23 protein-coding genes and 1 riboswitch are annotated in these 24701 nt (G+C 66.7%); of the genes, 10 read left to right on the plus strand and 13 right to left on the minus strand.

Annotation, left to right across the window (positions count from 1 at the left end; translation table 11 throughout):
* From A9G05_RS27945 to A9G05_RS26680, 4 genes are all read left to right on the plus strand, one after another.
* A partial coding sequence (locus tag A9G05_RS27945; RefSeq protein ID WP_218187199.1) for an RHS repeat-associated core domain-containing protein occupies nucleotides 1–605 on the plus strand: 605 nt, incomplete at its 5' end.
* Nucleotides 602–862: a hypothetical protein gene (locus A9G05_RS27305; protein WP_139131167.1), complete on the plus strand. Its 261-nt coding sequence runs from the start codon at nucleotides 602–604 to the stop codon at nucleotides 860–862. The genes A9G05_RS27945 and A9G05_RS27305, both read left to right, overlap by 4 nt.
* A gap of 472 nt (nucleotides 863–1334) precedes the next feature.
* On the plus strand, nucleotides 1335–1739 hold the full coding sequence (locus tag A9G05_RS15880) for a hypothetical protein (RefSeq protein WP_069561894.1): 405 nt from the start codon (nucleotides 1335–1337) through the stop codon (nucleotides 1737–1739).
* Between the two features lie 454 nt (nucleotides 1740–2193).
* Nucleotides 2194–3630, plus strand: a complete 1437-nt coding sequence (locus A9G05_RS26680; RefSeq protein WP_171902722.1) for a DUF6531 domain-containing protein — start codon at nucleotides 2194–2196, stop codon at nucleotides 3628–3630.
* A gap of 162 nt (nucleotides 3631–3792) precedes the next feature.
* Here A9G05_RS26680 and tpx read toward each other — a convergent pair whose 3' ends face one another.
* Together tpx and A9G05_RS15895 are read right to left on the minus strand one after the other, a co-directional pair.
* A complete protein-coding gene (tpx, locus tag A9G05_RS15890; protein ID WP_069561895.1) occupies nucleotides 3793–4290 on the minus strand; it encodes a thiol peroxidase in 498 nt (165 codons plus the stop codon).
* Nucleotides 4291–4414: 124 nt separating this feature from the next.
* The gene (locus tag A9G05_RS15895) at nucleotides 4415–5161 is read right to left on the minus strand and encodes a spermidine synthase (RefSeq protein WP_069561896.1); all 747 of its coding nucleotides are present in this window, start codon (nucleotides 5159–5161) and stop codon (nucleotides 4415–4417) included.
* A gap of 157 nt (nucleotides 5162–5318) precedes the next feature.
* Between A9G05_RS15895 and A9G05_RS15900 the strand changes: the two genes are divergently transcribed.
* Together A9G05_RS15900 and A9G05_RS15905 are read left to right on the plus strand one after the other, a co-directional pair.
* Nucleotides 5319–6629 carry an NAD(P)/FAD-dependent oxidoreductase gene (locus tag A9G05_RS15900; protein WP_069561897.1) on the plus strand — a complete coding sequence of 437 codons (1311 nt, stop codon included), beginning with the start codon at nucleotides 5319–5321 and terminating at the stop codon, nucleotides 6627–6629.
* 65 nt (nucleotides 6630–6694) lie between these two features.
* Nucleotides 6695–8056: a class II 3-deoxy-7-phosphoheptulonate synthase gene (locus A9G05_RS15905; RefSeq protein WP_069561898.1), complete on the plus strand. Its 1362-nt coding sequence runs from the start codon at nucleotides 6695–6697 to the stop codon at nucleotides 8054–8056.
* Nucleotides 8057–8125: 69 nt separating this feature from the next.
* Here A9G05_RS15905 and pyrF read toward each other — a convergent pair whose 3' ends face one another.
* From pyrF to A9G05_RS15955, 10 genes are all read right to left on the minus strand, one after another.
* Nucleotides 8126–8824 carry an orotidine-5'-phosphate decarboxylase gene (gene pyrF / locus A9G05_RS15910; RefSeq protein ID WP_069561899.1) on the minus strand — a complete coding sequence of 233 codons (699 nt, stop codon included), beginning with the start codon at nucleotides 8822–8824 and terminating at the stop codon, nucleotides 8126–8128.
* Nucleotides 8825–9060: 236 nt separating this feature from the next.
* Nucleotides 9061–9798, minus strand: coding sequence for a ZIP family metal transporter (locus A9G05_RS15915; protein WP_069561900.1), 738 nt, complete (start codon nucleotides 9796–9798; stop codon nucleotides 9061–9063).
* 147 nt (nucleotides 9799–9945) lie between these two features.
* On the minus strand, nucleotides 9946–11493 hold the full coding sequence (locus tag A9G05_RS15920; RefSeq protein ID WP_069561901.1) for a YdgA family protein: 1548 nt from the start codon (nucleotides 11491–11493) through the stop codon (nucleotides 9946–9948).
* 148 nt (nucleotides 11494–11641) lie between these two features.
* Nucleotides 11642–12703, minus strand: a complete 1062-nt coding sequence (locus tag A9G05_RS15925) for an AI-2E family transporter (protein ID WP_069561902.1) — start codon at nucleotides 12701–12703, stop codon at nucleotides 11642–11644.
* 73 nt (nucleotides 12704–12776) lie between these two features.
* Nucleotides 12777–13583, minus strand: coding sequence for a DUF4892 domain-containing protein (locus tag A9G05_RS15930; RefSeq protein ID WP_069561903.1), 807 nt, complete (start codon nucleotides 13581–13583; stop codon nucleotides 12777–12779).
* A gap of 8 nt (nucleotides 13584–13591) precedes the next feature.
* The gene (locus tag A9G05_RS15935) at nucleotides 13592–14254 is read right to left on the minus strand and encodes a glutathione S-transferase family protein (protein WP_069561904.1); all 663 of its coding nucleotides are present in this window, start codon (nucleotides 14252–14254) and stop codon (nucleotides 13592–13594) included.
* A gap of 51 nt (nucleotides 14255–14305) precedes the next feature.
* Entirely contained in the window at nucleotides 14306–15169 is an 864-nt protein-coding gene (locus A9G05_RS15940; protein WP_069561905.1) for an alpha/beta fold hydrolase, read from the minus strand.
* Entirely contained in the window at nucleotides 15166–15975 is an 810-nt protein-coding gene (locus tag A9G05_RS15945; RefSeq protein WP_069561906.1) for an alpha/beta fold hydrolase, read from the minus strand. The genes A9G05_RS15940 and A9G05_RS15945 overlap by 4 nt, the downstream gene beginning before the upstream one ends.
* Before the next feature lie 108 nt (nucleotides 15976–16083).
* A complete protein-coding gene (locus tag A9G05_RS15950; RefSeq protein ID WP_069561907.1) occupies nucleotides 16084–16890 on the minus strand; it encodes an AraC family transcriptional regulator in 807 nt (268 codons plus the stop codon).
* A 392-nt stretch (nucleotides 16891–17282) separates the two neighbouring features.
* Nucleotides 17283–17912, minus strand: a complete 630-nt coding sequence (locus A9G05_RS15955) for a bifunctional 2-polyprenyl-6-hydroxyphenol methylase/3-demethylubiquinol 3-O-methyltransferase UbiG (RefSeq protein WP_069561908.1) — start codon at nucleotides 17910–17912, stop codon at nucleotides 17283–17285.
* 118 nt (nucleotides 17913–18030) lie between these two features.
* Nucleotides 18031–18235, plus strand: a riboswitch (cobalamin riboswitch).
* A 107-nt stretch (nucleotides 18236–18342) separates the two neighbouring features.
* Here A9G05_RS15955 and A9G05_RS15960 point away from each other — a divergent pair.
* From A9G05_RS15960 to A9G05_RS15975, 4 genes are read left to right on the plus strand one after another with little or no spacing between them, the layout of a single operon-like run.
* On the plus strand, nucleotides 18343–20496 hold the full coding sequence (locus tag A9G05_RS15960) for a TonB-dependent siderophore receptor (RefSeq protein WP_069561909.1): 2154 nt from the start codon (nucleotides 18343–18345) through the stop codon (nucleotides 20494–20496).
* A gap of 10 nt (nucleotides 20497–20506) precedes the next feature.
* Nucleotides 20507–21286: an ABC transporter ATP-binding protein gene (locus A9G05_RS15965; RefSeq protein WP_069561910.1), complete on the plus strand. Its 780-nt coding sequence runs from the start codon at nucleotides 20507–20509 to the stop codon at nucleotides 21284–21286.
* On the plus strand, nucleotides 21283–22248 hold the full coding sequence (locus A9G05_RS15970) for an ABC transporter substrate-binding protein (RefSeq protein ID WP_069561911.1): 966 nt from the start codon (nucleotides 21283–21285) through the stop codon (nucleotides 22246–22248). The genes A9G05_RS15965 and A9G05_RS15970 overlap by 4 nt, the downstream gene beginning before the upstream one ends.
* The gene (locus A9G05_RS15975; protein WP_139131169.1) at nucleotides 22245–23267 is read left to right on the plus strand and encodes an iron ABC transporter permease; all 1023 of its coding nucleotides are present in this window, start codon (nucleotides 22245–22247) and stop codon (nucleotides 23265–23267) included. Before A9G05_RS15970 ends, A9G05_RS15975 begins: the two co-directional genes overlap by 4 nt.
* A 141-nt stretch (nucleotides 23268–23408) precedes the next feature.
* Here the strand turns inward: A9G05_RS15975 and A9G05_RS15980 are convergent, their stop codons facing one another.
* A complete protein-coding gene (locus tag A9G05_RS15980) occupies nucleotides 23409–24683 on the minus strand; it encodes an MFS transporter (protein WP_069561913.1) in 1275 nt (424 codons plus the stop codon).
* Between the last annotated feature and the right edge of the window lie 18 nt (nucleotides 24684–24701).

The following is a 24701-nucleotide window of genomic DNA, read 5'->3' on the forward strand; positions in this document are numbered from 1 at the left end:
CCCCCCGCCTGGCCACCAACCAGAGCGGCAACTTGGTGTGGAGCTGGCAGAGCGATGCCTTTGGCATCGGGCAACCCAAGACCCACGGCAGCACCATTGACGTGATCCTGCGCTTCCCCGGACAGATCGCCGATGCGCACAGTGGGCTGTATTACAACTACTTCAGGGATTACGACCCGGAGACAGGGCGATATGTGGAGAGTGACCCGATTGGATTGAATGGGGGGTTGAATACATACGGGTATGTTCGAGGAAATCCGTTGACCCGAATTGATCCTTATGGGCTTGTTGAAGCCGTATGCATGCCTGAAGACTTTGGTTGTGGTTATGACGAAAATGGAAATAAGCAGTGCAAGTACACCTGCACGTCTGGAGGGAATACGTCTACGGGCATACTTGGTGGATCACAAAATCTAAGTCAAGGCGACATTTGTTATGGTTATGAGGTGAGGCAAATAGTTGCACCAAGTGGTGATGTCACAACAAACGCAGGGCCAGCATCAAAATTCACAGTGGATACGGAGAATTTTTGGGATCGATACTTCAACTACGATCCTGTTCTGCTTGATAACATTGATAAAAAATTCAAGGAAAATAGCCGGTGAACAAAAAAAATACAGCTATAGTCACTACTATCATGCTGGCGATTTTAATAGCCATTCTCTCCCTGCCGTTTGCTGTCTTGCCATTGGCGTTAGCCAATAATAAAACACCATCTTTCTGGCTGGGTGTGCTTCACAATCAAGTAATGCCTGTCATGAGAGAGATTAATGTGGAGAATCCATACAGAAAGCTATGGGCCAGATACTCAATATGGCTATGTTCTAGCAACGAGGATCGCTGCACTACTTATGAGAATTAGTTTTCGCGGCAGGCTGTTTACAACTACTTCAGGGATTGCGATCCGGAGACGGGGCGGTATGTGGAAAGTGATCTGATTGGGTTGGATAGGGGCTGAATGCTTACGGTTGCGTCGGTGGGTATCCTATTAATCTATCTGGCTCTCGCGGCTTGGTTGCAATGAATATATTTGCTTGGATTTTTCCTGCCAGGTTCTGTACGAAAAGTCGGCACAGGTAGAATCGCCACCATGATTGGCTGGAGGCCCACATGGCAATGCGCTACGAACTCCCAGATACGGGGTGGGACTTGATTATCCCTGAACAGAAGATTAACCAACCGAGCAGATTATCAATGTATTGCTCAGTTGCGTTCCTTTCCTAAAGACCCAGAAAAGCCTTGAAGATAATTCCACAGACCTGACTTCCACAAGGCGTTTCAGGCTCATGAATCACACGAAAGACATCTGGACCCAATCGATATATAGAACCCCCATGCTTGATGGCGTGATGCTCGCTGAGTTCACGGAGAATTTCCGGTTCAGCATGAGAGAAAAATATGTGTATCTGGATTTGGTGGAGGGGCCAATATTGAGCGAACTCCTGATCGACACGAATCACCCTCACTTCAAGACAACGAAATTCCTAGAACTTCTCCGCAAGGCCGTCGCAGTGGAATGGATGGACATCTACTTTTCCAGCGCACCAATGACCATCTCCCACAAAAGCCAATACGAGGAAATATTGCCTCAAGCCGACCTCCTGATCCGCGCAGTGGACGGCGGTTACATCTACACCTACATGCCCTGCATGTCCGAAACCACAAGAATTAGAGTCTCAAACTTTAGAGCCATCGAGATCACTGAAGCCCCTCTGCACAACCTCTCTTTTCCTGGATAACTCTTTCCGCGAACACAGAACAGCACAGAAACCCAGCCGCAAACAATCACGATCGATAATTGCACCACACCTCATAAACGACAACCAAGCCAGAAGCTTGAAATAAACCTTAGATAGCCCCCGAAATCAAAAGGAGTTAACAGTGACACGGAGCCAGTTAATATTAAAAATTATTTTCCTATGTTTCTGCACACTGATATACAAACCTGCAGTCTCTGGGACACCGCAGGCCATTTGTTCTTCACAGCAGATTCAGCAATTCAGTGACTCATGCAGGGCCAGTGGGAGGTATCACGCCAACCTGGAGTCTTCATGTGTTGCTCAGATGGGCTCTCATCACCTCTGCGGTTACTACCCTTGGCCATCTCGCGTACAAATGACTGCGAGCGGGCTAAGCTGCCAAGTGCTTTGGATTCGCTCCCCATCGGGACTGGAAGGCAACATACCCAGAAAAGTGTCCGAGGTAGCCAATCTGGCCTGCCGCACATGCTCAAGTCCTTATGTCGAGAAGAATGGAGAGTGCGTCACCTATTGCCCACCCGGCAACATCTTCGACACCACGACCGGACAATGTCAGCCAGTCGAAACAGTGACGCCCGAGTTGAAGCAATGCCGAAGTAATCCGATTGCTATCAATTCCGGAGAGAAAATACAGCAGGAGGCGCCAGACATAAGTATCGATTCAGCCTTTCCCTTGATGTTCCAGAGGACCTACCGCAGCCAATCTGCTCCTGAAGCCAGGGGAGCCGTGACGGCAGCGGTGATTGCTGATCTGACGTCCGCTGAAAAAGCCAAATGGACCCGCTACACCCAACCCGCTGACTACTTCGGGCCAGCCGCAGCCTGGACACCCCTCGAACCGGCCACCGATTTCGCAAACAACGTGCCTGTAGCCGGCCAGAAACAGTGGTCGAACAACTTCAGCTATTTCCTCGCCGCCAATAATGACGGCTCAGCCAGTGTGTTATTCCCGGACGGCAGCCGAATGGGATTCACCCGAGAAGGCCAGAGCACCTATCCGTCTCCGTCGTCACTGACCAAGGTGCGGGATGGCATGGGAGCCGTGACCTCCTACCACTATCTGGACGCGTCCAATACCCGTTACGTATTTGCACCGGCGGGACAGTTGATACAGGTGATCAGTCCTTCCGGACTCTCGCAATGGCTCGACTATGATGTCGCAGGCAATCTTGCGTCGGTGCGTGACGATTTTGGCCATCAACTTACCCTGGCCCACACAGGCAACCTGCTGAAAACGCTAACGGGTAATGGCGAGAAGATTAAGTACGCCTATGACGCGCACGGCAACCTGACAGGCGTAACCCGCACCCTGGCTTCCGGCAGTACCACCGCCCGTCAGTACCACTACGAAGACACCCGCTACCCCTATGCGCTGACCGGCATTACCGATGAGCGTGGAGTTCGCTACGCCACTTGGCGTTATGACGCACAGGGCCGAGCCATCGAGAGCAGTCACGCCGGTACCGACAAGACGACCTTCGCATTCAGCGCCGATACCACCACCGTCACCAACCCGCTGGGCAAGCAGGATGTCTACATCTACGCCATGGTCGGTGGGGCGCGTCGCCTGGTCTCGGTTGCAGGCCAAGCCTCCACGTCCTGCCTGGCTGCCAACCAGAGCTACACCTATTACGACAACGGCCTGACCAAGACCAAAACCGACTGGCAGGGTAATGTCACGGCCTATGCGTACAACGACCGCGGGCTGGTTACCCAATTGACGGAAGCCGTCGGCAAGCCGGAGCAACGAATCGTCCTGACCGAGTGGCACCCCACCCTCCCCCTGCCGACCAAGGTGACTGAGGGCAATCAGACGGTGATCTACGAATATGACGCCCAAGGTCACCTCCTCAGGCGTGTCACCAACTGAGCAACGGTGCAAGGCAAGCGGCGCCCATAGCGCTGAACTCACCTGCACCTGTGCGTGCCGAACGCCGGCAGAGCAGACGAGAGGGTGGTGAAGCGAAATAGCCGGCGTGAGCACCCACAAAAAAGGGAGGCCCAAGGCCTCCCTTCTTCATTCACCGCACGCTCAGAGGGCGGCGATGGCAGCCGCGTAGTTCGGCTCGTCGGCGATCTCGGCGACCAGCTCGCTGTGCAGCACCTTGTCGTTCTCGTCCAGCACCACCACGGCGCGGGCGGCAACGCCGGCCAGGGGGCCGCTGGAGATGGCCACGCCATAGTCCTTGAGGAACTGGGCGCCGCGCATGGTGGACAGGTTGATCACGTTCTCCAGGCCTTCGGCACCGCAGAAGCGGCTCTGGGCGAACGGCAGGTCAGCGGAAATGCACAGCACCACGGTGTTGGCCAGCTTGCTGGCTTCGGCGTTGAACGTGCGCACGGAGGTGGCGCAGGTCGGGGTGTCCACGCTCGGGAAGATATTCAGCACCTTGCGCTTGCCGGCCAGGCTGGCCAGGGTCACGTCGGCCAGGTTGCTGCCAACCAGGCTGAACGCCGGCGCCTGGGCGCCCTTGGCCGGCAGTTGGCCGTCGACGGAAACCGGGTTGCCCTTGAGGGTTACTTGAGCCATTTGGATTGTCCTTCTTAGTGATGGGTTGTACGGCACAGCAAGTTGGAGGCCGCAGGATAATGAATTCCGACCGGCAAGTCAGACTTTCGATCACCCACGGCCATGGCACTGGCTCCCGCGCGGCTCAGGTGGCCTCGCGGAGCACGTCCAGCAGCGGTTGCAGGGAGTAGCCCAGGCGCGGCGCCAGGGCTTCGGCGCGGGCTCGGAGGGCCGCCTGGTCGAGGCGCTGGTCCAGGTCGGCCGGGATGATCAGCACCACGTTGCCCTCCTTCACCGGGCACTCCCAGTAATGACGGTGGAACAGCCCGCGCAGCAGTGCCGCCCCCAACGGGCGGCCATCGTCGCCGGCCCACTGGTTGATCACCAGCCAGCCGCCCGGGTTGAGGCGCTGCTGGCAGTCCTCCAGAAAGCGCCAGGCCAGGTGGCCGACGCCCGGGCCAGTGTCGGTGTAGAGATCGACGAAGATCAGGTCGGCCGTCTCGGTCGTCGGCAGCAGCTCCAGGGCATCGCCGATCCGCACCGTCAGCCGCGGGTCGTCGTCCAGCCCCAGGTACTCCATGGCCAGGCGCGGCACGTCCGGGCGCAGCTCCACCACCTCCACGTCGTCCAGCGGCAGGAACTTCATGCACGCCTGGGTCAGGGTGCCGGCGCCCAGGCCGAGGAACAGCGCGCTCTCCGGCGCCTCGTGGCACAGCGCCCCCACCAGCATGGCGCGGGTGTAGTCGTACTCCAGCCAGCTAGGGTCGGCGGTGAAGACACAGCTCTGCTCCACCGCCTCGCCGAATTCGAGGAAGCGGTAGTCGCCCACTTCCAGTACCCGGATCACGCCGAAGGCATCGTGCACCTCGGCGAGCAATCGCTCCTCGCGCATCCCCTCTCCCCACGCCCCGTGACAATTCGCACCAGGGTCGCGCCACAACGGCGCCGTTTGCCATTGAAGCGAAGTGCACGCACCTCGCCATAATCCGTCCAGGCCAAGGCCCGGCAAAAAAGCCCGAGAAGAATACCAGCCAAGAGGTGCTTTCCCCATGTACGCCATCATCGGCGCCGGCCCCGCCGGCCTGAGCGCGGCCCGCCAACTGCAACGCCACGGCATTCCCTTCGTCGGCTTCGAGCAGCACCAGGACGTCGGCGGGCTCTGGGACATCGACAACCCCCACAGCACGCTCTACGAATCGGCGCACCTGATCTCCTCGAAGCGCACCACCGAGTTCAGCGAATTCCCCATGGCCGACGACGTGGCGCCCTACCCGCACCACCGCGAGATGCGCCGCTACTTCCACGACTACGCACGGCACTTCGGCCTGCATGGGCACTACCAGTTCGGCACCACGGTGGAACACATCGAGCCACAGGGCGAAGGCTGGCGCATCCTCACCCGCCAGGCGGGCCAGGCACGGGAGTGGGCTGTGGACGGGGTGCTGATCGCCAGCGGCACCCTGCACACCCCCAACCAGCCGCCACTGCCGGGCCACTTCGCCGGCGAGCAACTGCACTCGGCGCAGTACCGCTCGGCGGCGGTATTCGAGGGCAAGCGCGTGCTGGTGATCGGCTGCGGCAACTCCGCCTGCGACATCGCCGTGGACGCAGTGCACCGCGCCCGCTCGGTGGACCTCTCGGTACGCCGGGGCTACTACTTCCTGCCCAAATTCCTGCTCGGCCGGCCCATCGACACCTTCGGCGGCGCAGTGAAGCTGCCGCGCCCGCTCAAGCAGCGCCTCGACGCCGCCCTGGTGCGCGCCCTGATCGGCAAGCCCTCGGACTACGGCCTGCCCGACCCGGACTACCGGCTCTACGAGGCACACCCGGTGGTGAACGCCCTGGTGCTGCATCACCTCGGCCATGGCGACATCCGTGCGCGTCCCGACGTGCAGGCGGTCGAAGGCCACGGCGTCACCTTCAGCGACGGCCAGCGAGGCGAATACGACCTCATCCTGCAAGCCACCGGCTACCGCCTGGACTACCCCTTCATCACCCGCGACGCACTGAACTGGCGCGAGGACGCCGACGCGCCGGCGCTGTACCTGAACATCTTCCATCCCCGGTACGACAACCTGTTCATGCTCGGCATGGTCGAGGCCTCGGGCCTGGGCTGGCAGGGCCGCGCAGAGCAGGCCGAGCTGGTGGCGCTGTTCATCCGCCAGCGCCAGGCCGGTGCCGCCTCCGCCGAACACCTGGCCCGGACCAAGGCCGAGCGGGCCGGCCAGCGCGTGGACGGCGGCTACGCCTACCTGCCCCTGGCGCGCATGGCCTACTACGTACACAAGGACAGTTACCGCGCCGCCCTGCGCCAGCACATCGACGCCCTGCGCCGCGACCTGGCCGACGCCCCGACCTGATCGCGGGCCGGCGGGGCTTTCGGTTACCATTCGCCATCGCCCCACCCGCCCCTTTCGAGCCCTCGATGAACGACACCTCGCGCCACGCCCCCTGGAGCCCGGACAGCTGGAGAACCCGGCCCATCCTGCAACAACCCGTCTACCCCGATGCCGCCCGCCTGGCCCAGGTCGAGCAGACCCTGGCCAGCTACCCGCCGCTGGTGTTCGCCGGCGAGGCCCGCGAACTGCGCCGGCAGTTCGCCGAGGTCACCGAAGGGCGCGCCTTCCTGCTGCAGGGTGGCGACTGCGCCGAGAGCTTCGCCGAGTTCTCCGCCGCGAAGATCCGCGACACCTTCAAGGTGCTGCTGCAGATGGCCATCGTCATGACCTTCGCCGCCGGCTGCCCGGTGGTGAAGGTGGGGCGCATGGCCGGCCAGTTCGCCAAGCCGCGCTCGGCCAATGACGAGACCATCGGCGGCGTCACCCTGCCCGCCTACCGGGGCGACATCGTCAACGGCATCGGCTTCGACGAAGCCAGCCGCATCCCCGACCCGGAACGCCTGCTGCAGGCCTACCACCAGTCCACCGCCAGCCTGAACCTGCTGCGCGCCTTCGCCCAGGGCGGCTTCGCCGATGTGCATCAGGTGCATCAGTGGAACCTCGACTTCATCGCCAACTCGGCGCTGACGGAGAAGTACAGCCAGCTCGCCGACCGCATCGACGAGACCCTCGCCTTCATGCGCGCCTGCGGCCTGGACAGCGCCCCGCAACTGCGTGAGGCGAGCTTCTTCACCGCCCACGAAGCGCTGCTGCTGAACTACGAGCAGTCCTTCGTGCGCCGCGACAGCCTCACCGGCGGCTGGTACGACTGCTCCGCCCACATGCTCTGGATCGGCGACCGCACCCGCCAGCTGGACGGCGCCCATGTCGAGTTCCTGCGCGGCGTCGGCAACCCCATCGGCGTCAAGGTCGGCCCGAGCATGCCGAGCGAAGACCTGATCCGACTGATCGACATCCTCAACCCGGACAACGACCCGGGCCGCCTCAACCTCATCGTGCGCATGGGTGCCGAGAAGGTCGGCGAGCACCTGCCGCGGCTGATCCGCACCGTGCAGGCCGAGGGCCGCAAGGTGCTGTGGAGTTCGGACCCGATGCACGGCAACACCATCAAGGCCTCCAGCGGCTACAAGACCCGCGACTTCGCCATCATCCTTTCCGAGGTCAAGCAGTTCTTCCAGGTGCACCAGGCCGAAGGCAGCCATGCCGGCGGCATCCACATCGAGATGACCGGGCAGAACGTCACCGAGTGCATCGGCGGCGCCCGCCCGATCACAGAAGACGGCCTCTCCGACCGCTACCACACCCACTGCGACCCGCGCCTGAACGCCGACCAGTCGCTGGAGCTGGCCTTCCTCATCGCCGAGACACTGAAGCAGATCAGGCGGTAACGGCTGGCAGTCACCCATGAAAAAGCCCGGCCTGAGCCGGGCTTTTTCACATCAGCGCCTCGCGCCGGCTCAGGCCAGCTCGGCCACCACGGCGGCCAGGGCCTGGGCCGGGTCGGCGGCCTGGCTGATGGGGCGGCCGATCACCAGGTAGTCGGAACCGGCGTCCAGCGCCTGGCGCGGCGTGAGGATGCGGCGCTGGTCGTCCTGGGCACTGCCCGCCGGGCGGATGCCGGGGGTGACCAGTTGCAGCGACGGGTGCGCCGCCTTGAGGGCGGGTGCCTCCTGTGCCGAGCAGACCAGGCCGTCCATGCCGGCCTTCTGCGCCAGGGCCGCCAGGCGCAGCACCTGCTCCTGGGGCTCGATGTCCAGGCCGATGCCGGCCAGGTCCTCGCGCTCCATGCTGGTCAGCACGGTGACGCCGATCAGCAGCGGGGTCGGGCCATTGAATTTGTCCAGGGTCTCGCGGCAGGCCGCCATCATGCGCAGGCCGCCGGAGCAGTGCACGTTGACCATCCAAACGCCCATCTCGGCTGCCGCCTTGACGGCCATGGCGGTGGTGTTGGGGATGTCGTGGAACTTGAGGTCGAGGAACACCTCGAAGCCGCGCTCGCGCAGGGTGGCGACGATGTCCGAAGCGCAACTGGTGAACAGCTCCTTGCCCACCTTCACCCGGCACAGTTTCGGGTCGAGCTGGTCGGCCAGCTTCAACGCGGCTTCGCGGGTGGGGAAATCGAGGGCGACGATGATGGGCGTCTGGCAGGCGGACATGGGCGGGCTCTCTGGCAAGTCAAAACGGCGCGCATTGTAGCGGATGCCCACGCGCGCCGCTGCCCCGGTGATACCGCTAGAGGGCGACTCTAAAAACGTAGGCGAGGCCGTCAGCGCAAGGCAAAAACAGGCGAAAAAGCGCAGTTTACGTGGTGTAAATGAGCATTTTGATCGGACTCGCGCACGAGCCTGCTTTTAACGCCGCGATGACAACGCAGGTAGTTTTTAGAAGTGCCCTAGAGGTGGTCGAGGGCGAAGGCAGTCATGAAACCGGCCAGTGTGATCAACCCGGTCCAGGCGTGGGTACTCTCGAAGGCTTCGGGAATCAGCGTGTCCACCAGCATGCAGAGCACCGCACCGGCGGAGAACGCCAGGGCGAAGCCGAGCCAGACCGGCGGCAGGTCGCCCATCAGCCCCGGCCCGGCCATGGCCGCCAGGCCCGACAGCAGCACGATGCTGCCCCACAGGCCGAACACGAACCCGGCGCTACGCCGCTCCTCGCGCAGTCCGGCGGCACTGGCCAGGCCCTCCGGCAGGTTCGAGAGGAAGATCGCCACCAGCATCAGCAGGCTGACCTGCCCGCCATCCAGCAGGCCCAGCCCGAGGCCGAGGGATTCGGGAATGCCGTCGAGGAAGGCCCCCACCGCGATCAACAGCGCCGCCATGGAACTGGCGCCGCCGCTGCGGGCGCGATGATGTGCCTCCCAGCGGTCCAGCCACTGGCTGGCCAGGACGAACAGCACGCCCCCGGCCACCATCCCGCCCAGGGTCGCACCCAGCCCGCCCAGGCGTTCGGCCTCGGGAATCTGCCCGAAGCACAGGGCGGCGATGAGCACCCCGCTGCCATAGGCCATGATCGACGCCGTCACCTTTCGCGGCAGGGTCATCCAATAGCCAATAGCGGCGCCCAGCAACAGACTGCTGGCGGCGAGCCAGCCCCAGAAGCCGGCGAGCAGGGTGGTTGAAAGCTCCATGGATCGTCCTTCTATCGGAGTGCGGCAACGCGCGAGGCGCCCATAACTACCCCATCCGCCGCAGGAAAGCAGCCCACGGCGGCCTGAGCCGGCGACAAAAAAGGCCGGCCCCTTTCGGGAGCCGGCCTTCTGGCAGTGCAGTGCGGGTTACTGCTTCGGAGCGGCCTCTTCGGCCTCGCCTTCACCCATGCCTTCCATACCCTCCATACCTTCCATGCCCTCCATGCCGCCCATCTCGGGCTGGGCACCCAGGGCACCGCCCAGGCCGCCTGCCATGGCCATGGCCATGCCGGCGAACTCTTCCACGGTCATCTTCTTGCCGTTGAAGTCCACCTGGCCGTCGGCGTAGTGCAGGCTGGAACGGATGGTCTCGCCTTCCAGCGCCACCAGGTTGGTGGACAGCAGCATGCCACTGGCCATCTCGGTGGTCATGGAGGCCTGCTGGGCGATCAGCTCCTGGTCTTCCTCGCCATCCAGCGCGGCTTTCAGGCTGACGATATCGCTGATCATCGGCTTGGACAGGCTCAGCTCCATGTCCAGGCCAGTGACGATCTCGCGGGCCACCTGGTCAGGCGATTGCTCGAAGGAACTGGGCTTGGCCAGTTGCACGCCCAGGCTCAGGCGGCTCTCGCCGTTGGCGGTCTTGAAGCTGAGCTTGTCCAGGGCGATGGCCGGCTTGGCGTCGAGCATGCGCACCAGGTCGGCCTGGGCCTGCTTCTGCTGGGCCTCGTCGAGGGCGTCCAGGTTAGGCTCGGCGCCGGTCTGTTCCACCACACTGGCGTACAGCTCTAAGAGGGACTTGAGCGCGACGGCGTCGATGTTCTTCACGCTCCACACCATCTCGGTGCTGCCCACCGGCTTGTCCTTGTAGCGAAAACCGGCGGCGAAGGTCTGGCTGCCTTCGATCTTGCTGCCGTTGGCGCGGGTGTCCTGGCGCTGGGACAGGTCATCCAGGGTCACCGTCGGCTCGCCGTCGATGAGGATGCGGGTGGTCTTCAACACCATGTCGCTCTTGCCGACATACAGGCCGGACTCGGTACGGGACTGGTCGCTGTCCAGGCTCAAACCCTTCACTTCCACCTGCACCGGCTGGCCGGAATCCGAGGTGGAGTCGAAGCGCAGGCTGTCCATGCTGCCCACGGCGGCCACACGCTCGCCACCGGCGCTGCTGCGCAGGTCCAGGCGCAGGCCGGAGAAGGCCAGGTGGGTCTTCTCGTCGAGCTGGGTGTCCAGCGGCTTGAGTTCGAGGCTGCCGGAAACGGAACGGTCGTAGCCGATGGCGGCACTGCCGACCAGCGGCGAGGCACCCTTGGCGGCGTCGAACCAGCCCTGCACCAGCGGGCTCGGCGCCAGCTCATAGGTGCTGGCGGCCATCACCGGCGCCAGTTCGAAGCGCTTGAGGCGATTCAGCGGGAAGGGGCCGTGGTCGATGTGATCGACGAACAGCAGCTCGGACTCGCCGATGACCAGGCGATACCGTGCGGTGCTGCTGAACAGCCCCTGCTCCAGGGAGACCAGCTCGGCACGGGTGTTGACGCCCAGGGACAACGAAACCTGCTGTAGCTGGGCGTTGGCTTCCTTGATGGAGGTGTCCAGCTCGCTGGGCAGTTGTTTGCCGGTGTACCAGGCGCCTGCGGTGCTGACGACGGCAACGGCAACGGCCGCGCCAATTACGATTCCTGCGGATTTCTTCATGGTCGACTCGCGGATGATCCTTGTAGTGGGGCTGCTTCCCTGCATCCGCAAGCGGTGCCACTGACCAGCGGGGCGGAAAAAAGCGGCACAAGGCTATCACTTTGTGCCGCTTTCAAGGTTGTTTCACCACGATTCTGTGAGGTGGTGCTCAGCTCTCGGGGTCCCGCTCGGGGCGGAGCGGGGGCGCGCTGATCCAGTCGGAGATCAGGCTGTAAGCCACGGCCAGCAGAGTCGGCCCGAGGAACAGGCCCATGAAGCCGAACGCCAGGATGCCGCCGAACACCCCCAGCAGCACCACCACCAGTGGCAGGTTGCCGCCCCGGCTGATCAGGTAGGGTTTGAGCACGTTGTCCACGCCGCTGATGACGAAGAAACCCCAGATCGCCAGGAACACGCCGTAGCCGTACTCGCCGTGCCAGAACAGCCAGGCGGCGGCCGGCACCCATACCAGCGGCGGGCCCATGGGGATGAGGCTGAGGGCGAAGGTCACCAGGCCCAGCACGATGGCCCCGGGTACACCGGCGATCCAGAAGCCGATCAGCGCCAGCAGGCCCTGGGCAGCGGCGGTGCCGATCACGCCATTGACCACCCGCTGTACCGTGCCTGCCACCAGTTCCAGATAGTGCGGGGCGCGGTCGCCGATCAACCGCCCCAGGGCCTGCTCGGCGAACAGCGCCATGCGCGGGCCGTCGCGGTAGAAGAAGAACACCAGCACCAGGCTCAGGGCCAGTTCCAGCATGCCACCGCCGATCTGCGCGCTGCGCGCCAGCAGCCAGTTGCCGGCCTGCCCCATGTAGGGCTTGAGGCTGCTGAAAAAGGCCGCACCCTGCTCGTCCACCCGCGCCCACAGGGCCACCAGGCGGTCGCCCACCATGGGCAGCTCACCCAACCACTCGGGCGGCCGGGGCAGGCCCTCGACCTGTACGTTCTTGACGAATTCGGTGGCGTCGCGCACGTGGTCCGCCAGGTTGAAACCCAGCCACACCAGCGGCACCGCCACCAGCACCATCCAGCCGGCACTGAGGATCGCGGCAGCCATGGCGGTGCGGCCGTTCAGCAGCCGGGTCAGCAGGCGCATCAGCGGCCAACTGGCGAAGGCCAGCACCGCGGCCCAGAACAGCGCCGACCAAAACGGCGCCAACACCCAGATGCACGCAGCCAGCAAGGTGAGCAGGAGGATCTGCACCAGCAGGCGGTCGTTGTTCAGCATGAAGTCACTCCGATTGACGCGCGCGCGGCGCCGGGGAGGCGCCGAGAACGAAAACAAGGATGGACAGCAAGGCTCAGCGCAGCCACTCCAGGTGCAGGCCGGCCTCGCGAGAGGTGCCCAGCTCCAGGCGAGCCGCACGCACGCCCTGCCCCACCAGCGCCTCGCGCCAGGCTTCGGCACCAGCGCCCCCCAGGCTGACCCGCAGGGTGCTGTCCAGGTTCAGCCCACGGGCCAGCAACGTGGCCCAAGCCTCGCTGGGCACAGCCGGCAGCGTCGGCAGGTGCAGCTCGCCACTGCTCTTCAGCTCGCGCAGCAGGGTCGCCGGGGTCGGCAGCAGCTCGCCCAGGGGGGCGGCGGCATCCAGTTGCTCGGCATGCAGGTAGGCGCGGCGGTTGCCACGGGTGATGGCGTACACCGCCAGCAGGCTGTCCTGGCTGGGTTCGGCGAGGCGCACCAGCAGGTAGGCCTGCTGACCATCCGGCCCATAGAGCCGGGCGTTGCCGAACACGGCATTGGCCCACAGGCTGCTGGAGCCACAGTCGCGGCCCTGGCACCAGTAGAGCGGGATGGCGCCCTTCTCCATCAGGGCGACCCGGGCAAGATCGAAGGCTTCATCGGAGCTGTGCCCGCTGGGCAGCCTGTAGGTCACCGAGGTCTGCCGGCCTTGCGCATCCACCCGCTGCTCCATGCGCAACTGGTTGCTGATGCGACGGATCGGCCCCTGGGGGTAGAAGCGCTCCTGGTCGGGCGCCTCCTTGAAATCAACGATCTCGGCGTGGGGGAAGCGCGGCAACGCCGCGAGGTCATGGCTTTCGGGCAGGTCGGCAGCCTGCAGCGGCGCCGCCAGGGCAAGGCCTAGGCACAAGGGAAGAAAACGCATGGGCGACCTCAACGCATCAGCATCGACTGGGCGGATTTCACCACGTTTTCAGCCGAAGCCTGACGCGGAGGCACCGCCAGGCCGCGTTGCACGGCCGGGCGCGCCTCGATGGCGGCCAGCCAGCGCTGCAGGTGCGCCAGCCCCTCCACCGACACGCCGGCCCAATCGTGCAGACGCACCCAGGGGAAGGTGGCGATGTCGGCGATGCTGTAGTCGCCGGCCAGGTATTCCACCAGCGCCAGACGCGAGTCGAGTACCTCATAGAGGCGGCGGGTCTCGTGCTGGTAGCGGTCGATGGCCGGCTGGATGACTTCGGGGAAGTAGCGGAAAAAGGCGTTGGCCTGCCCCTGCATGGGGCCGACGCCGCCCATCTGGAACATCAGCCACTGCATCACCAGGGAGCGGCCCTTGGGATCGGCAGGCATCAGTTGACCGGTCTTCTCCGCCAGATAGACAAGGATGGCGCCGGACTCGAAGACCGGGAAATCACCGTTGTCGCGGTCGACGATGGCCGGGATACGGCCATTGGGGTTGATCGCCAGGAAGTCCGGCGCCTTCTGCTCCTTGCGCTCGAAGGACAGCGCAGTCACCCGGTACGACAGCCCCAGCTCCTCCAGGGCAATGGAGACCTTGTGGCCATTGGGGGTGGCGGCTGTGTAGAGGTCGATCATCCGGTCTCTCCTTGAAAATGGGGCCCAGCCTTCCCGCTTGCCCCATTCAAGTCAAGGCGCGGCGAAGAAGGGATTGAAACAGTCTGCTACGGCCTGGGCACCGGTCTCGTCATTGAGGTGCAGGTGGTGGCCGCCCGGCCGATGGTGCACCTCGAAGGGTAGACCTTGCAGCAATTGAGCGATGCGCGGCTCGGCGGCCATCTGCCCGCCCTCGGCCAGCACCAGGCAGGTGGGGCACTGTACCGCGCGGACGAACTGCTGGGCATGGGCGAAGGTCAGGCGCATCGGCGATGGCAGGGTCAGGCGCATGTCGGTGCGCCAGGTGTAGCCACCCGGCACTGGCATCAGGCCGCGCTCGGCCAGCAGTTCGGCAGCCTCGCGACTCACCGCCACCAGACCCTTCATGCGGGCCTGCACGGCACGGTCGATGTCGGCGTAGACCGGCTTGCGCTTGCCCTGCAGGGCCAGCCGTGCCCGCAGCGCCTCGCCCAGGCGGGCCGGCGCGCCATCGGCTTCGCCGGTGTAGGGGATCAAGCCGTCGATCAGCGCCATGCGCTCCACCCGCTCCGGCAGCGACGCCGCCACCAGAACCGAGACGATGGCCCCGAGGGAATGGCCCATCAGCGAGAAACGCGCCCAGCCCAGTTGCTCGGCCACGTGCAGCACGTCCTCCGCGTACTCCCACATCTGGTAGCTGGAGCCTGCCGAGTAATGCCCGGAATGCCCGTGCCCGGCCAGGTCCAGGGCGACGATGCGCAGGCCCTTGAGCTTCGGTGCCAGGCGCGCGTAGGTCATGGCATTGTCCAGCCAGCCGTGCAGGGCCAGCACCGGCCGGCCGTCCTCGGGACCGAACAGGTGCGCGGCCAGCTCGACGTGGGGCAGGTTCAGGCGGATCTCCTCGACGTGCGCACTCATGCGGACTCCTGGCGGGCGGCCTGGCCGTCCCAGCGCTTGAACAGGGTGCGGAGCAGCGCTGCCGTATCGTGCGGGCGCTCCAGGGGAAACATGTGGCCACCCGGCAGCGACAGGTACTCGCCCTTCGGCACCCGGCGCACCAGCCGCGCGTGGTGCGGCATCACCACCCGGCTGTGGCGCCCGCGTACCACCGCCAGCGGCACCTGCAACTGCTGCGGCCGTCCGGGGCTGCTGTGGGGCACGCTGCGGTAGATGCGGATCTCGGTTTCCGGGTCGAACTTCAGCCGCAGCCCGCCGGCGGTCTCGGTGAAGCCATGGCGCACGTAGGCGTCCAGGCAGTCCGGATCGAAGTGGCGGAACAGCGCCTTGCCGGCGAAGTAGCGGCGCGCCTCCTCCAGGTCGGCGAATTCCTCGCGACGGCCAAGGGTGCGCCCGGCGGGGGTGATGCGGTCGATGAAGCCGAAGCGCTTGGCGGCGCGGATGACCATCTTGTCGGCCAGGGTCAGCACCGGCGAATCGAGCATTGCCACCCCGCGGTACAACTCCGGCCGGCGCAGGGCCGCGTGGTAATGCAGCACCCCGCCGAGGGAATGGCCGACGCCCCAGACCGGCTCGGCCTGGGCTTCCAGGTGGTGGATGAGTTCGTCCACCAGGTTTTCCCAGTTGTCGTTCACCGGGAAGCGTGGATCGTGCCCGTGCTGCTCCAGGTGCAGCACGCGGTAATCCGGCGCCAGCGCGTCGAACAGTTTGGCGTAGGTGGCGGACGGGAAGCCGTTGGCATGGGCGAAGAAAAGGGTCTGGGTCATGGCGGCGGCTCGTGGCGGAACTGCCGGGGATTTTCCGGCAGGCCAGCGGAGCCGGCAATGACTCTCACGCACGGTGATGACGGCGCTATGGCCAGGGGCTGGGTGATTTCAGCCACGCCCGCGCAGGCGAGCCGGCGGCGCGCCGTAGGTACGGCGGAACAGGCGGGAGAAATGCGCCTGGTCATAGAAGCCCAAGCGCAGCGCCACGTCCGACAGCGGCTCCCCCGCCAGCACCAGCGGCAGGGCGCGGGCCAGACGCAACTGGGTCAGCCACTGCAGCGGCGGCAATCCGCAGTGACGCTGAAAGCGCCGCAACACCTGCCAGGGGCTCAGGCCGCAGAAGGCCGCCAGTTCCTCCAGGGAGGGCGGCGCGTCCAGCCGGGACTCCAGCCACTCCCGCAGGCGCCGCCAGGTGATCCCGTCGAAGCCGCCGGCCGGGTCCTCCACCCGCAGGCTCGACCCCAGTTGCAGCAGGCAGGCCATGGCCTGCCACAGGGCTTGCTCCTGGGCCAGCCGTGAATCCCCGAGCAGGCTGTCATGGGCGGCCAGCAAGCGCGCCTGCAACGCCGGATGACGCAGGGTCGCGCCGAGCAACCTGGGCGTACCACGAAGGCCGTCGCTGAGGGCGCGGCTGGCCTGCTCCAGCCAGTACGGCTCGAAGGCCAGCACACGAATGCGGTAGCCCTCCGCGTCCAGGCTGGCGCCGTCGTGGATCTGCTCCGGCGCCATCAGCAACACATCGCCCTGCCCCGCCAACTGGCGCTCACCCCGATAGACGAAGCGCTGCCGCCCCTCCAGCAGCAGGCCCACGTGGTACTCCAGGTGGAAATGCCGGGGGAAGGCGAAGTGGTGGTATTCGGCGTCGATCAGGCGGATGCCGGGCAGGCCGCCGACGATATGGCTGGTGCGTTCCATGCGCGCCACTCTAGCGCGCCGCCCCTGCCCTGGCTTGGACGAAATTGCAGCCGGGCTCCGTGCGCCGACGAGCCGGCCAGGCGCACACCGAAGGCGGTCCGCACGCCCCCGGTGAGCCGGTACAGGGCATGGATCACCGCCGACCGCCCGGCAGGGCCTGGCACCGGCGCTTCGAGGTTCACCGGACTCAGTCGGCAACCGACGATCGATGCCGCCCTCTACAAGAAAGCCATGGCCTCTTTGCCGTCCGGGGTCACCGTAATTACCACCCTGGATGACGACGGCCAGGGTGACTACCGTGCGTTCTTCAGCCCCTGTCATGGGGGCTCTTTTCGAGAGTGCCCTGCCCAGGCAGCCCTCGACAGACCCAACACCCGGCAAATGGCCGTTGCTCAGGCCGGCTTCCGCCACACACTCGCCAGCCAGGGCTGCTGCTCGCGAGGCAGCCCCGCCGGCCGGTAATAGTGCTCCAGCGCCTGGAAGCCCGCCGCCTCCAGCAACTCACGCCAGCGCCCATAGTCGTGCCAGGCACCGTAACGCTGGCCATTCCAGCCCTCCTCGTTCTGCCCCCTTGGGTTGGAGCTGAACAGCACCCCACCCGGCCGCAGGGTGGCGTGCAACTGGCCCAGTACCCGCGGCAGCTCCTGCAGCGGCACATGGAACAGGCTGGCATTGGCGAACACGCCATCGAAGCGCTCGGCGGGCAGCTCCAGCGCCAGGAAGTTCTGCTGCCACACCTCGCAGCCGGCATCGATGCGGGCCATCTCGACGAAGCGCGCCGTACCGTCCAGCCCCACCGGGCGGTGACCGAGGCGGCGGAAGGTCTGCAGGTCGCGCCCCGGGCCACAACCGAAGTCGAGGATGTCGAACGGTCCGCCCGGCCCCAGGTGGCGCAGCAGCGCCTCGATGTTCTGGCTCACGTCGTGGTCGCGGGTGCCTTCGCGGAAGCCCTCGGCATTGCGCTGGTAGTCATCCAGGGTGATGGCGCTGATGGCGTCGAGATCGTCGGGTTCCAGGCTCATGGGGCCTCCAGGCAGTGAACGGCGGCGGGCATTCTACCGGCTGCGACGGGAACGGCCACGGCCGGCCGACAGGGCGAATGATTCCCGACACCGGTTGACGCCACCCCGTGCCAGTGGTCAGATGCGCGCCGTTCCAGGTGCCCCACGCCGTCGTGCGTGGGGTGAAACGGGAAGCCGGTGCGTCCATCAGGACCAGTCCGGCGCTGCCCCCGCAACGGTAAGCGAGCGCTGCATTCGATACGCCACTGTGCCCACGGCATGGGAAGGCGAATGCGGCGTGATCCTCGCAAGCCCGGAGACCGGCCTGGAGCATCGATAGGCAAACCCGCGGTGGGCGGGCACGGGCCGGTTTCTCGCACGGGTGCACGCGCCCGCGCGCGCCTTTGCATTCCCTCCGGGCTCCATTCATTCCTGACGTGATAGGAACGACATGTCCCGTACCTTCAGCTCCAACGCTCCGGCGAGCGCCGCACTCGGCCTGCTCGCGCTGTCCATTTCCTTCTCCCTGCACGCCGAAGACGGCACCCTGGCGCTGCCGGCCACCGCCGTCACCGACCAGGCGGACGACACCGCCATCCGCCTCGACACGCCCGTGCCCGCCGGCTCGCGCCTGGGCCTCTCCGCCCTGGAAACCCCGGCCAGCACCAGCGCCATCAGCGGTGACGAAGTGCGCGCACGCAACAACGCCACCGTGCAGGACGCCGTGACCCGCAGCCCCGGCATCACCCACATCGGCACCCCCGGCAACGGCGGCACCGCCCTCTCGGCCCGGGGCTTCACCGGACACGCCTCGGTCATGCAGCTGTACGACGGCACGCGCTTCTACACCGGCATGGGCACCACCACCTTCCCCACCGACCCGTGGATGGTCGAGCGCATCGACGTGATCCGTGGCCCGGCCTCGGTGCTCTACGGCGAAGGCGCCACGGGCGCGGTGATCAACGTGGTGCCGAAGAAGCCCTTCGACGGCGAGATCCGCAACCGCCTGCGCCTGGGCTATGGCTCCGACGACCGCCAGCAGATGGCCCTGGACAGCGGCGGCTCGCTCACCGACACCCTCAGCTACCGCCTCAACCTCAACCGCGAGACCAGCCACGGCTGGATCGACCGGGGCGACTCGAAGAACCTCGGCCTCAGCGCCGCCTTGCGCTGGCAGGCCAGCGACGCCCTGGCCTTCACTCTGGCCCACGACCAGGGCGACCTGCAGCCCATGAACTACTTCGGCACGCCACTGATCGACGGCCACCTGCGGGACAGCCTGAAAGACAAGAACTACAACCTGCACAACGCCGAGCTGCACTACAACGACCAGTGGACCCGGCTCGTCACCGACTGGACGCCCAGCGAAGGCTTCAGCGCCAGCAACCAGCTCTACCACATCAAGAGCCGCCGCTACTGGCGCAACGCCGAGGCCTACACCTGGGACGCCGGCCGGGGCCAACTGGAGCGCGCCGAGCAATTGCGCATCAAGCACGAGCAGGAGCAGATCGGCGACCGCCAGACCTTCACCTTCGACCATTCGTTGTTCGGCCTCGACAGCCGCACCCTGGTGGGCGGCGAGTTCAACCGCATCCGCTTCGACCTGCTGAACAACGCGCCCTACACCGACATCGGCGGCGACTACGTCGACCCGTGGAACCCCACCCCCAGCTACTACCAGAGCGCCTCGGCCTACCGCCCGCACTCGCGCAGCGAAACCCGCACCGCCGCCCTGTTCGCGGAGAACCGCACCCAACTGAGCGAGCGCTGGTCCGTGGTCACCGGCCTGCGTCGCGACCAGAACCATATCGACCGCACCGATCTTCCCAACGAGAACCGCGCGCAACCATTGCGCAGCGACCGCAGCATCCAGGGCGGCAACTGGCGCGCCGGCCTGGTGTTCGCCGCCACCCCGCAACTGTCCTTCTACGGCCAGTACTCCACCAGCGAGGACGGCGTCAGCAACCTCATCACCCTCAGCCCCACCCAGCAGCAGATGGACCTGACCGAGTCGAAGCAGACCGAGTTCGGCCTCAAGCAGCAGTTCTGGGACGGGCGCGGCGAGTGGACCCTGGCCGCCTACCACATCGTCAAGAAGAAGCTGCTCTCCCGCGAATCGGTGACCCGCCCCACCCAGCAGATCGGCCAGCAGTCTTCCGACGGCCTGGAAGCGACCCTGGAACTGGCCCTGGAGCAGGGCTGGCACGTCTCGGCCAACGCCTCGCTGCTGCGCGCCGAATACGACGACTTCAACGAATCCGTCGGCGGCCAGCTCGTCTCCCGGTCCGGCAACAGCCCCACCAACGTGCCACGGCGCACCGCCAACCTCTGGGTCAGCAAGGCGCTCAGCCATGATCTGGACGCCGGCCTCGGCGCACGCTACGTCGACGCCCGTTACGCCGACGCCGCCAACACCGTCAAAGTGCCCGGCTACACCGTGCTCGACGCCAACCTCGGCTGGCAGGTGCTGCCCGACACGCGCCTGGGGCTGGAGCTGAACAACCTGCTGGACCGCCGCTACGCCGTCACCCAGCAGAACGGCGGCCAGCAATGGCTGCTGGGCCAGCCGCGCTCGTTCTTCGTCACCGCCGACTACAGCTTCTGAGGGTTACGCCATGTCCCGCCTGAACCTCCATGACCTGCACTGGGCCCCTGACGGCGCCCTCGCCGGCTGGTCCCTGGACGGCATCGGGCTGGACGTGGCGGAAGGCGAGTTCGTCGGCCTCATCGGCCCCAACGGCAGCGGCAAGAGCAGCCTGCTGCGCTGCATCTACCGCGCCGCCCGCCCCCACGGCGGCACGGTGCGGGTGGACGACGAAGACATCTGGCGCCAACCGTCGCGCTGGTGCGCACAGCGGGTCGCCGTGGTGCTGCAGGAGTTCCCCAGCGACTTCGGCCTCAGCGTTGCCGAGGTCGCCGCCATGGGCCGCTCGCCCCACCAGGGGCCGTTCGACGGCGACACTGCCGACGACCGCGCCCGGGTCAGCGAAGCGCTGCGCCAGGTGGCCCTCGAAGCCCACCGCGACACCCCGTTCGCCCGCCTCTCCGGCGGCGAGAAGCAGCGCGCTCTGCTGGCCCGCGCCCTGGTGCAGGCCCCCGGCCTGCTGCTGCTCGACGAACCCACCAACCACCTCGACCCGCGCTACCAACTGGAACTGCTGGCCCTGCTGCGCCGCCTGCGGCTGAGCACCCTGGCCAGCTTCCACGACCTCAACCTCGCCGCCGCCTTCTGCGACCGCCTGCTGGTACTCGACGGCGGCCGTCTGGTGGCCAGCGGCACCCCCGAAGCCGTCCTCACGCCGCAACGCCTGCTGGAGGTGTTCGGCACCCCCGCACTGGTGGACCGCCACCCCATCGGCGGCCACCCGCGCATCACCTGGATCACCCCCCCATGAACAGCCGCTCCCTCGCCCTCGCCGCCCTGCTGCTCGCCGGCAGCGCCCAGGCCACCCAGTACCCGGTGACCATCACCAGTTGCAACCGCCAAGTGGTGTTCGAGCGCGCACCCACGCACGCCGTCAGCCAGGACGTGAACCTCACCGGCATGTTGATCGCCCTCGGCCTGCGCGAGCGCATGGCCGGCTACAGCGGCGTCAGCGGCTGGAAGACCCTGGACCCGAGCCTGCGCGAGGCCCTCGCCGGCCTGCCGGAACTGGCCCGCAAGTACCCCTCGGTGGAAACCCTGCTGGCCGCCGACACCGACTTCTTCTTTGCCGGCTGGAACTACGGCATGCACGTGGGTGGCGACGTCACCCCCGCCACCCTCGCGCCGCTGGGCATCCCGGTGTACGAGCTGAGCGAGTCCTGCGCCCACGTCATGCCACGCGAGGCGGCCAGCCTCGATGACCTCTACCGCGACCTGGAGAACCTCGGCCGCATCTTCGACGTCGAGCCCCGCGCCCAGGCCCTGGTGGCCGGCCTCAAGGCCCGCGTGGCGGCGGTGGGCGAACGCCTGGCCGGCGTCGCCGAGCGGCCCCGGGTGTTCCTCTACGACAGCGGCGAAGACCGCCCCTTCAGCAGCGGCCGCCTCGGCATGCCCCAGGCCCTGATCGAAGCCGCCGGCGGGCACAACGTGTTCACCGACCTGGCCGCCAGCTGGACCCAGGTCAACTGGGAAACCGTGGTGGAGCGCGATCCGCAGGTGATCGTCATCGTCGACTACGGCGAGCGAACCTGGCAGCAGAAGCGCGACTTCCTGCTCGCCCAGCCGGCCCTGGCCGGGGTCACCGCCATCCGCGAGCGGCGCTTCCTGGTGCTGCCCTACCTGGACGCCACGCCCTCGGTGGAGAACGCCGCCGCCATCGAAGCCCTCGCCGCCGGGTTGCACCCGCAGGTGTTCGCCGGGGTCGCCCGGTGAGGCCGTTGCGCTCGGCCGGTGCCTTCCGCCTGCTGCTGGTGGGGCTGGCCGCATTGCTGGCGCTGTCGCTGGTGGCCGCCCTCGGCTTCGGCCCGGCGCGGCTGCCCCAGGAGCAGGTCTGGGCCATCGTCGGCGAGCGTCTGGGGTTGCTGCAGCGAGGCGACTGGAGCGATGGCCAGGCCAGCATCGTCTGGCTGATCCGCGCCCCACGGGTGCTGCTCGGCGCCCTGGTGGGCGCCGGCCTCGCCCTGGTGGGCAGCGCCCTGCAGGCCACCACCCGCAACCCGCTGGCCGACCCGCACCTGCTGGGCGTCAGTTCCGGCGCCGCCCTCGGCGCGGTGCTGGTGGTGCTCTACCTGGGCGAGTTCGCCGGCCACCTGAGCCTGCCTCTGGCAGCCTTCGTCGGCGCCCTGGCGAGCACCGCCCTGGTGCTGGCCATCGCCAGCCGCCACGGCCGCCTGGAGAGCGACCGCCTGCTGCTGGCGGGCGTGGCGGTGTCCTTCCTGTGCATGGCGCTGGTCAACCTGCTGCTGTTCCTCGGCGACCCGCATGCCGCCAGTTCGGTGCTGTTCTGGATGCTCGGCGGGCTCGGCCTCGCCCGCTGGGAACTGCTGGCCCTGCCGGCCGTCAGCCTGGCCCTCGGCCTGGCACTGCTGATGGCCCAGGCCCGCGGCCTGAACGCCTTGATGAGTGGCGAAGACACTGCCGCCAGCCTCGGCTTCGAACCCCGTCGGGTGCGCCTCTGGGTATTCCTCTGCGCCTCGCTGCTGACCGGCGTGCTGGTGGCCCTGAGCGGCGCCATCGGCTTCGTCGGGCTGATGCTGCCCCACCTCGCGCGCCGCCTGGTGGGCGCCGAGCACCGCCGCCTGCTGCCCACCAGCGCCCTGCTCGGCGCGCTGTTCCTGGTCTGGGTGGACGTCGGCGCCCGCACCCTCGCCGCCCCCCAGGACCTGCCCATCGGCATCGCCACCGCCGCCATCGGCGGGCTGTTCTTCGTCGGCCTGCTGCGCCGCCGCTGAAGCCCCCTCCCCGTAGCCCGGACTTCAGTCCGGGAACTGGCAGCACGCAATCCCGGGCTGAAGCACGGGCTACAGACGGTCCCCACGTCCCCGGAAACGACAACGCCGGCCCTGGGGCCGGCGTTGTCGCGGGGGCGGGTGTCAGAGGTGTTCGCTGCGGGCGTTCACCAGCAGGTTGCGCCCGGCCCCCAGGCCGAAGGCGGCGGCCGCCAGGCTGATGCCGACGAAGATGAAGCCCACCGCGCTCCAGCCGTGGGTCAGGTCATGCACCACGCCGACCGCCAGCGGGCCCATGGCAGCCAGGGTGTAGCCCACGCCCTGGGCCATGCCGGAGAGGTTGGCGGCCACGTGGGCGTCCCGCGAGCGCAGGACGATCAGCGCCAACGCGATGCTGAAGGTGCCGCCCTGCCCCAGGCCGAGCACCACCGCCCAGCCCCAGATGCCGCCCAGGGGCGCATAGAGCATCCCCATCAGCCCGGCCAGGGTCATGCTCATCACCAGCACCACCGCCAGGCGCTGGTCCCGCGCGCGGGTGGCCAGCCAGGGGGCGCCGAGGGCGCTGACCAACTGGGTCATCACCGAACCGGACATCACCAGCCCGGCCTCCACGGCGGACAGCCCGCGGTCGATCAGGATCGACGGCAGCCAGCCGAACACGATGTAGGCCAGGGAGGATTGCAGCCCCATGTACAGGGTCACCTGCCAGGCCAGCGGGTCACGCCAGAGGCCGCTCACCCGGTAGGCCTGGCGGCCGGCATGGGCGGACTGCCGCGCCTGGGGCAGCCACACCAGCGCCGCGAGGATCGCCGGCAGCGCCCAGAAGGCCAGGGCCGGTTGCCAGGCGCCATCCAGCACACCGGCCAGGGGCACGGTGGCCCCGGCGGCCAGCGCCGCGCCCAGGCACAGGGCCATGGTGTAGACACCGGTCATGAGCCCGGCGATGTGAGGGAAATCGCGCTTGACGATACCCGGCAGCAGCACGCCGATGATGCCGATGCTGGCACCGGCCATGACGCTGCCGAGGAACAGCCCGGCCAGCGGAAACAGGCTGCGCAGGACGATGCCACCGGCCAGTACGAGGAGGATCAGCAGCACCGTGCGCTCGCTGCCCAGGCGCCGCGCCAGGATCGGCGCCAGCGGGGCGAACAGGCCGAGGCAAAGGACCGGCAGGGTGGTGAGCAGACCGGCCCCGGAGGCGGAGAGCCCGGTGGCCTCGCGCACCATGTTGAGCATCGGCGCCAAACTGGACAGCGCCGGGCGCAGGTTCAGCGCCACCAGCACCAGCCCCACCAGCAACAGGGCCGCGCCTCCGGCGATGGCAGGGGGCGCAGGTTCGTCGTCGGCCTCGGCGTCGATCAGCAGTTCCTCCGGCGGGCAGGCCGAGGGCGTGTGGGAGGGGGAATCGTGGGCAGGCATGGCAAGGCAACTCCAGAA

The organism is Pseudomonas sp. ENNP23 (assembly GCF_001728945.1).
GTDB classification, from domain to species: Bacteria; Pseudomonadota; Gammaproteobacteria; order Pseudomonadales; family Pseudomonadaceae; genus Metapseudomonas; species Metapseudomonas otitidis.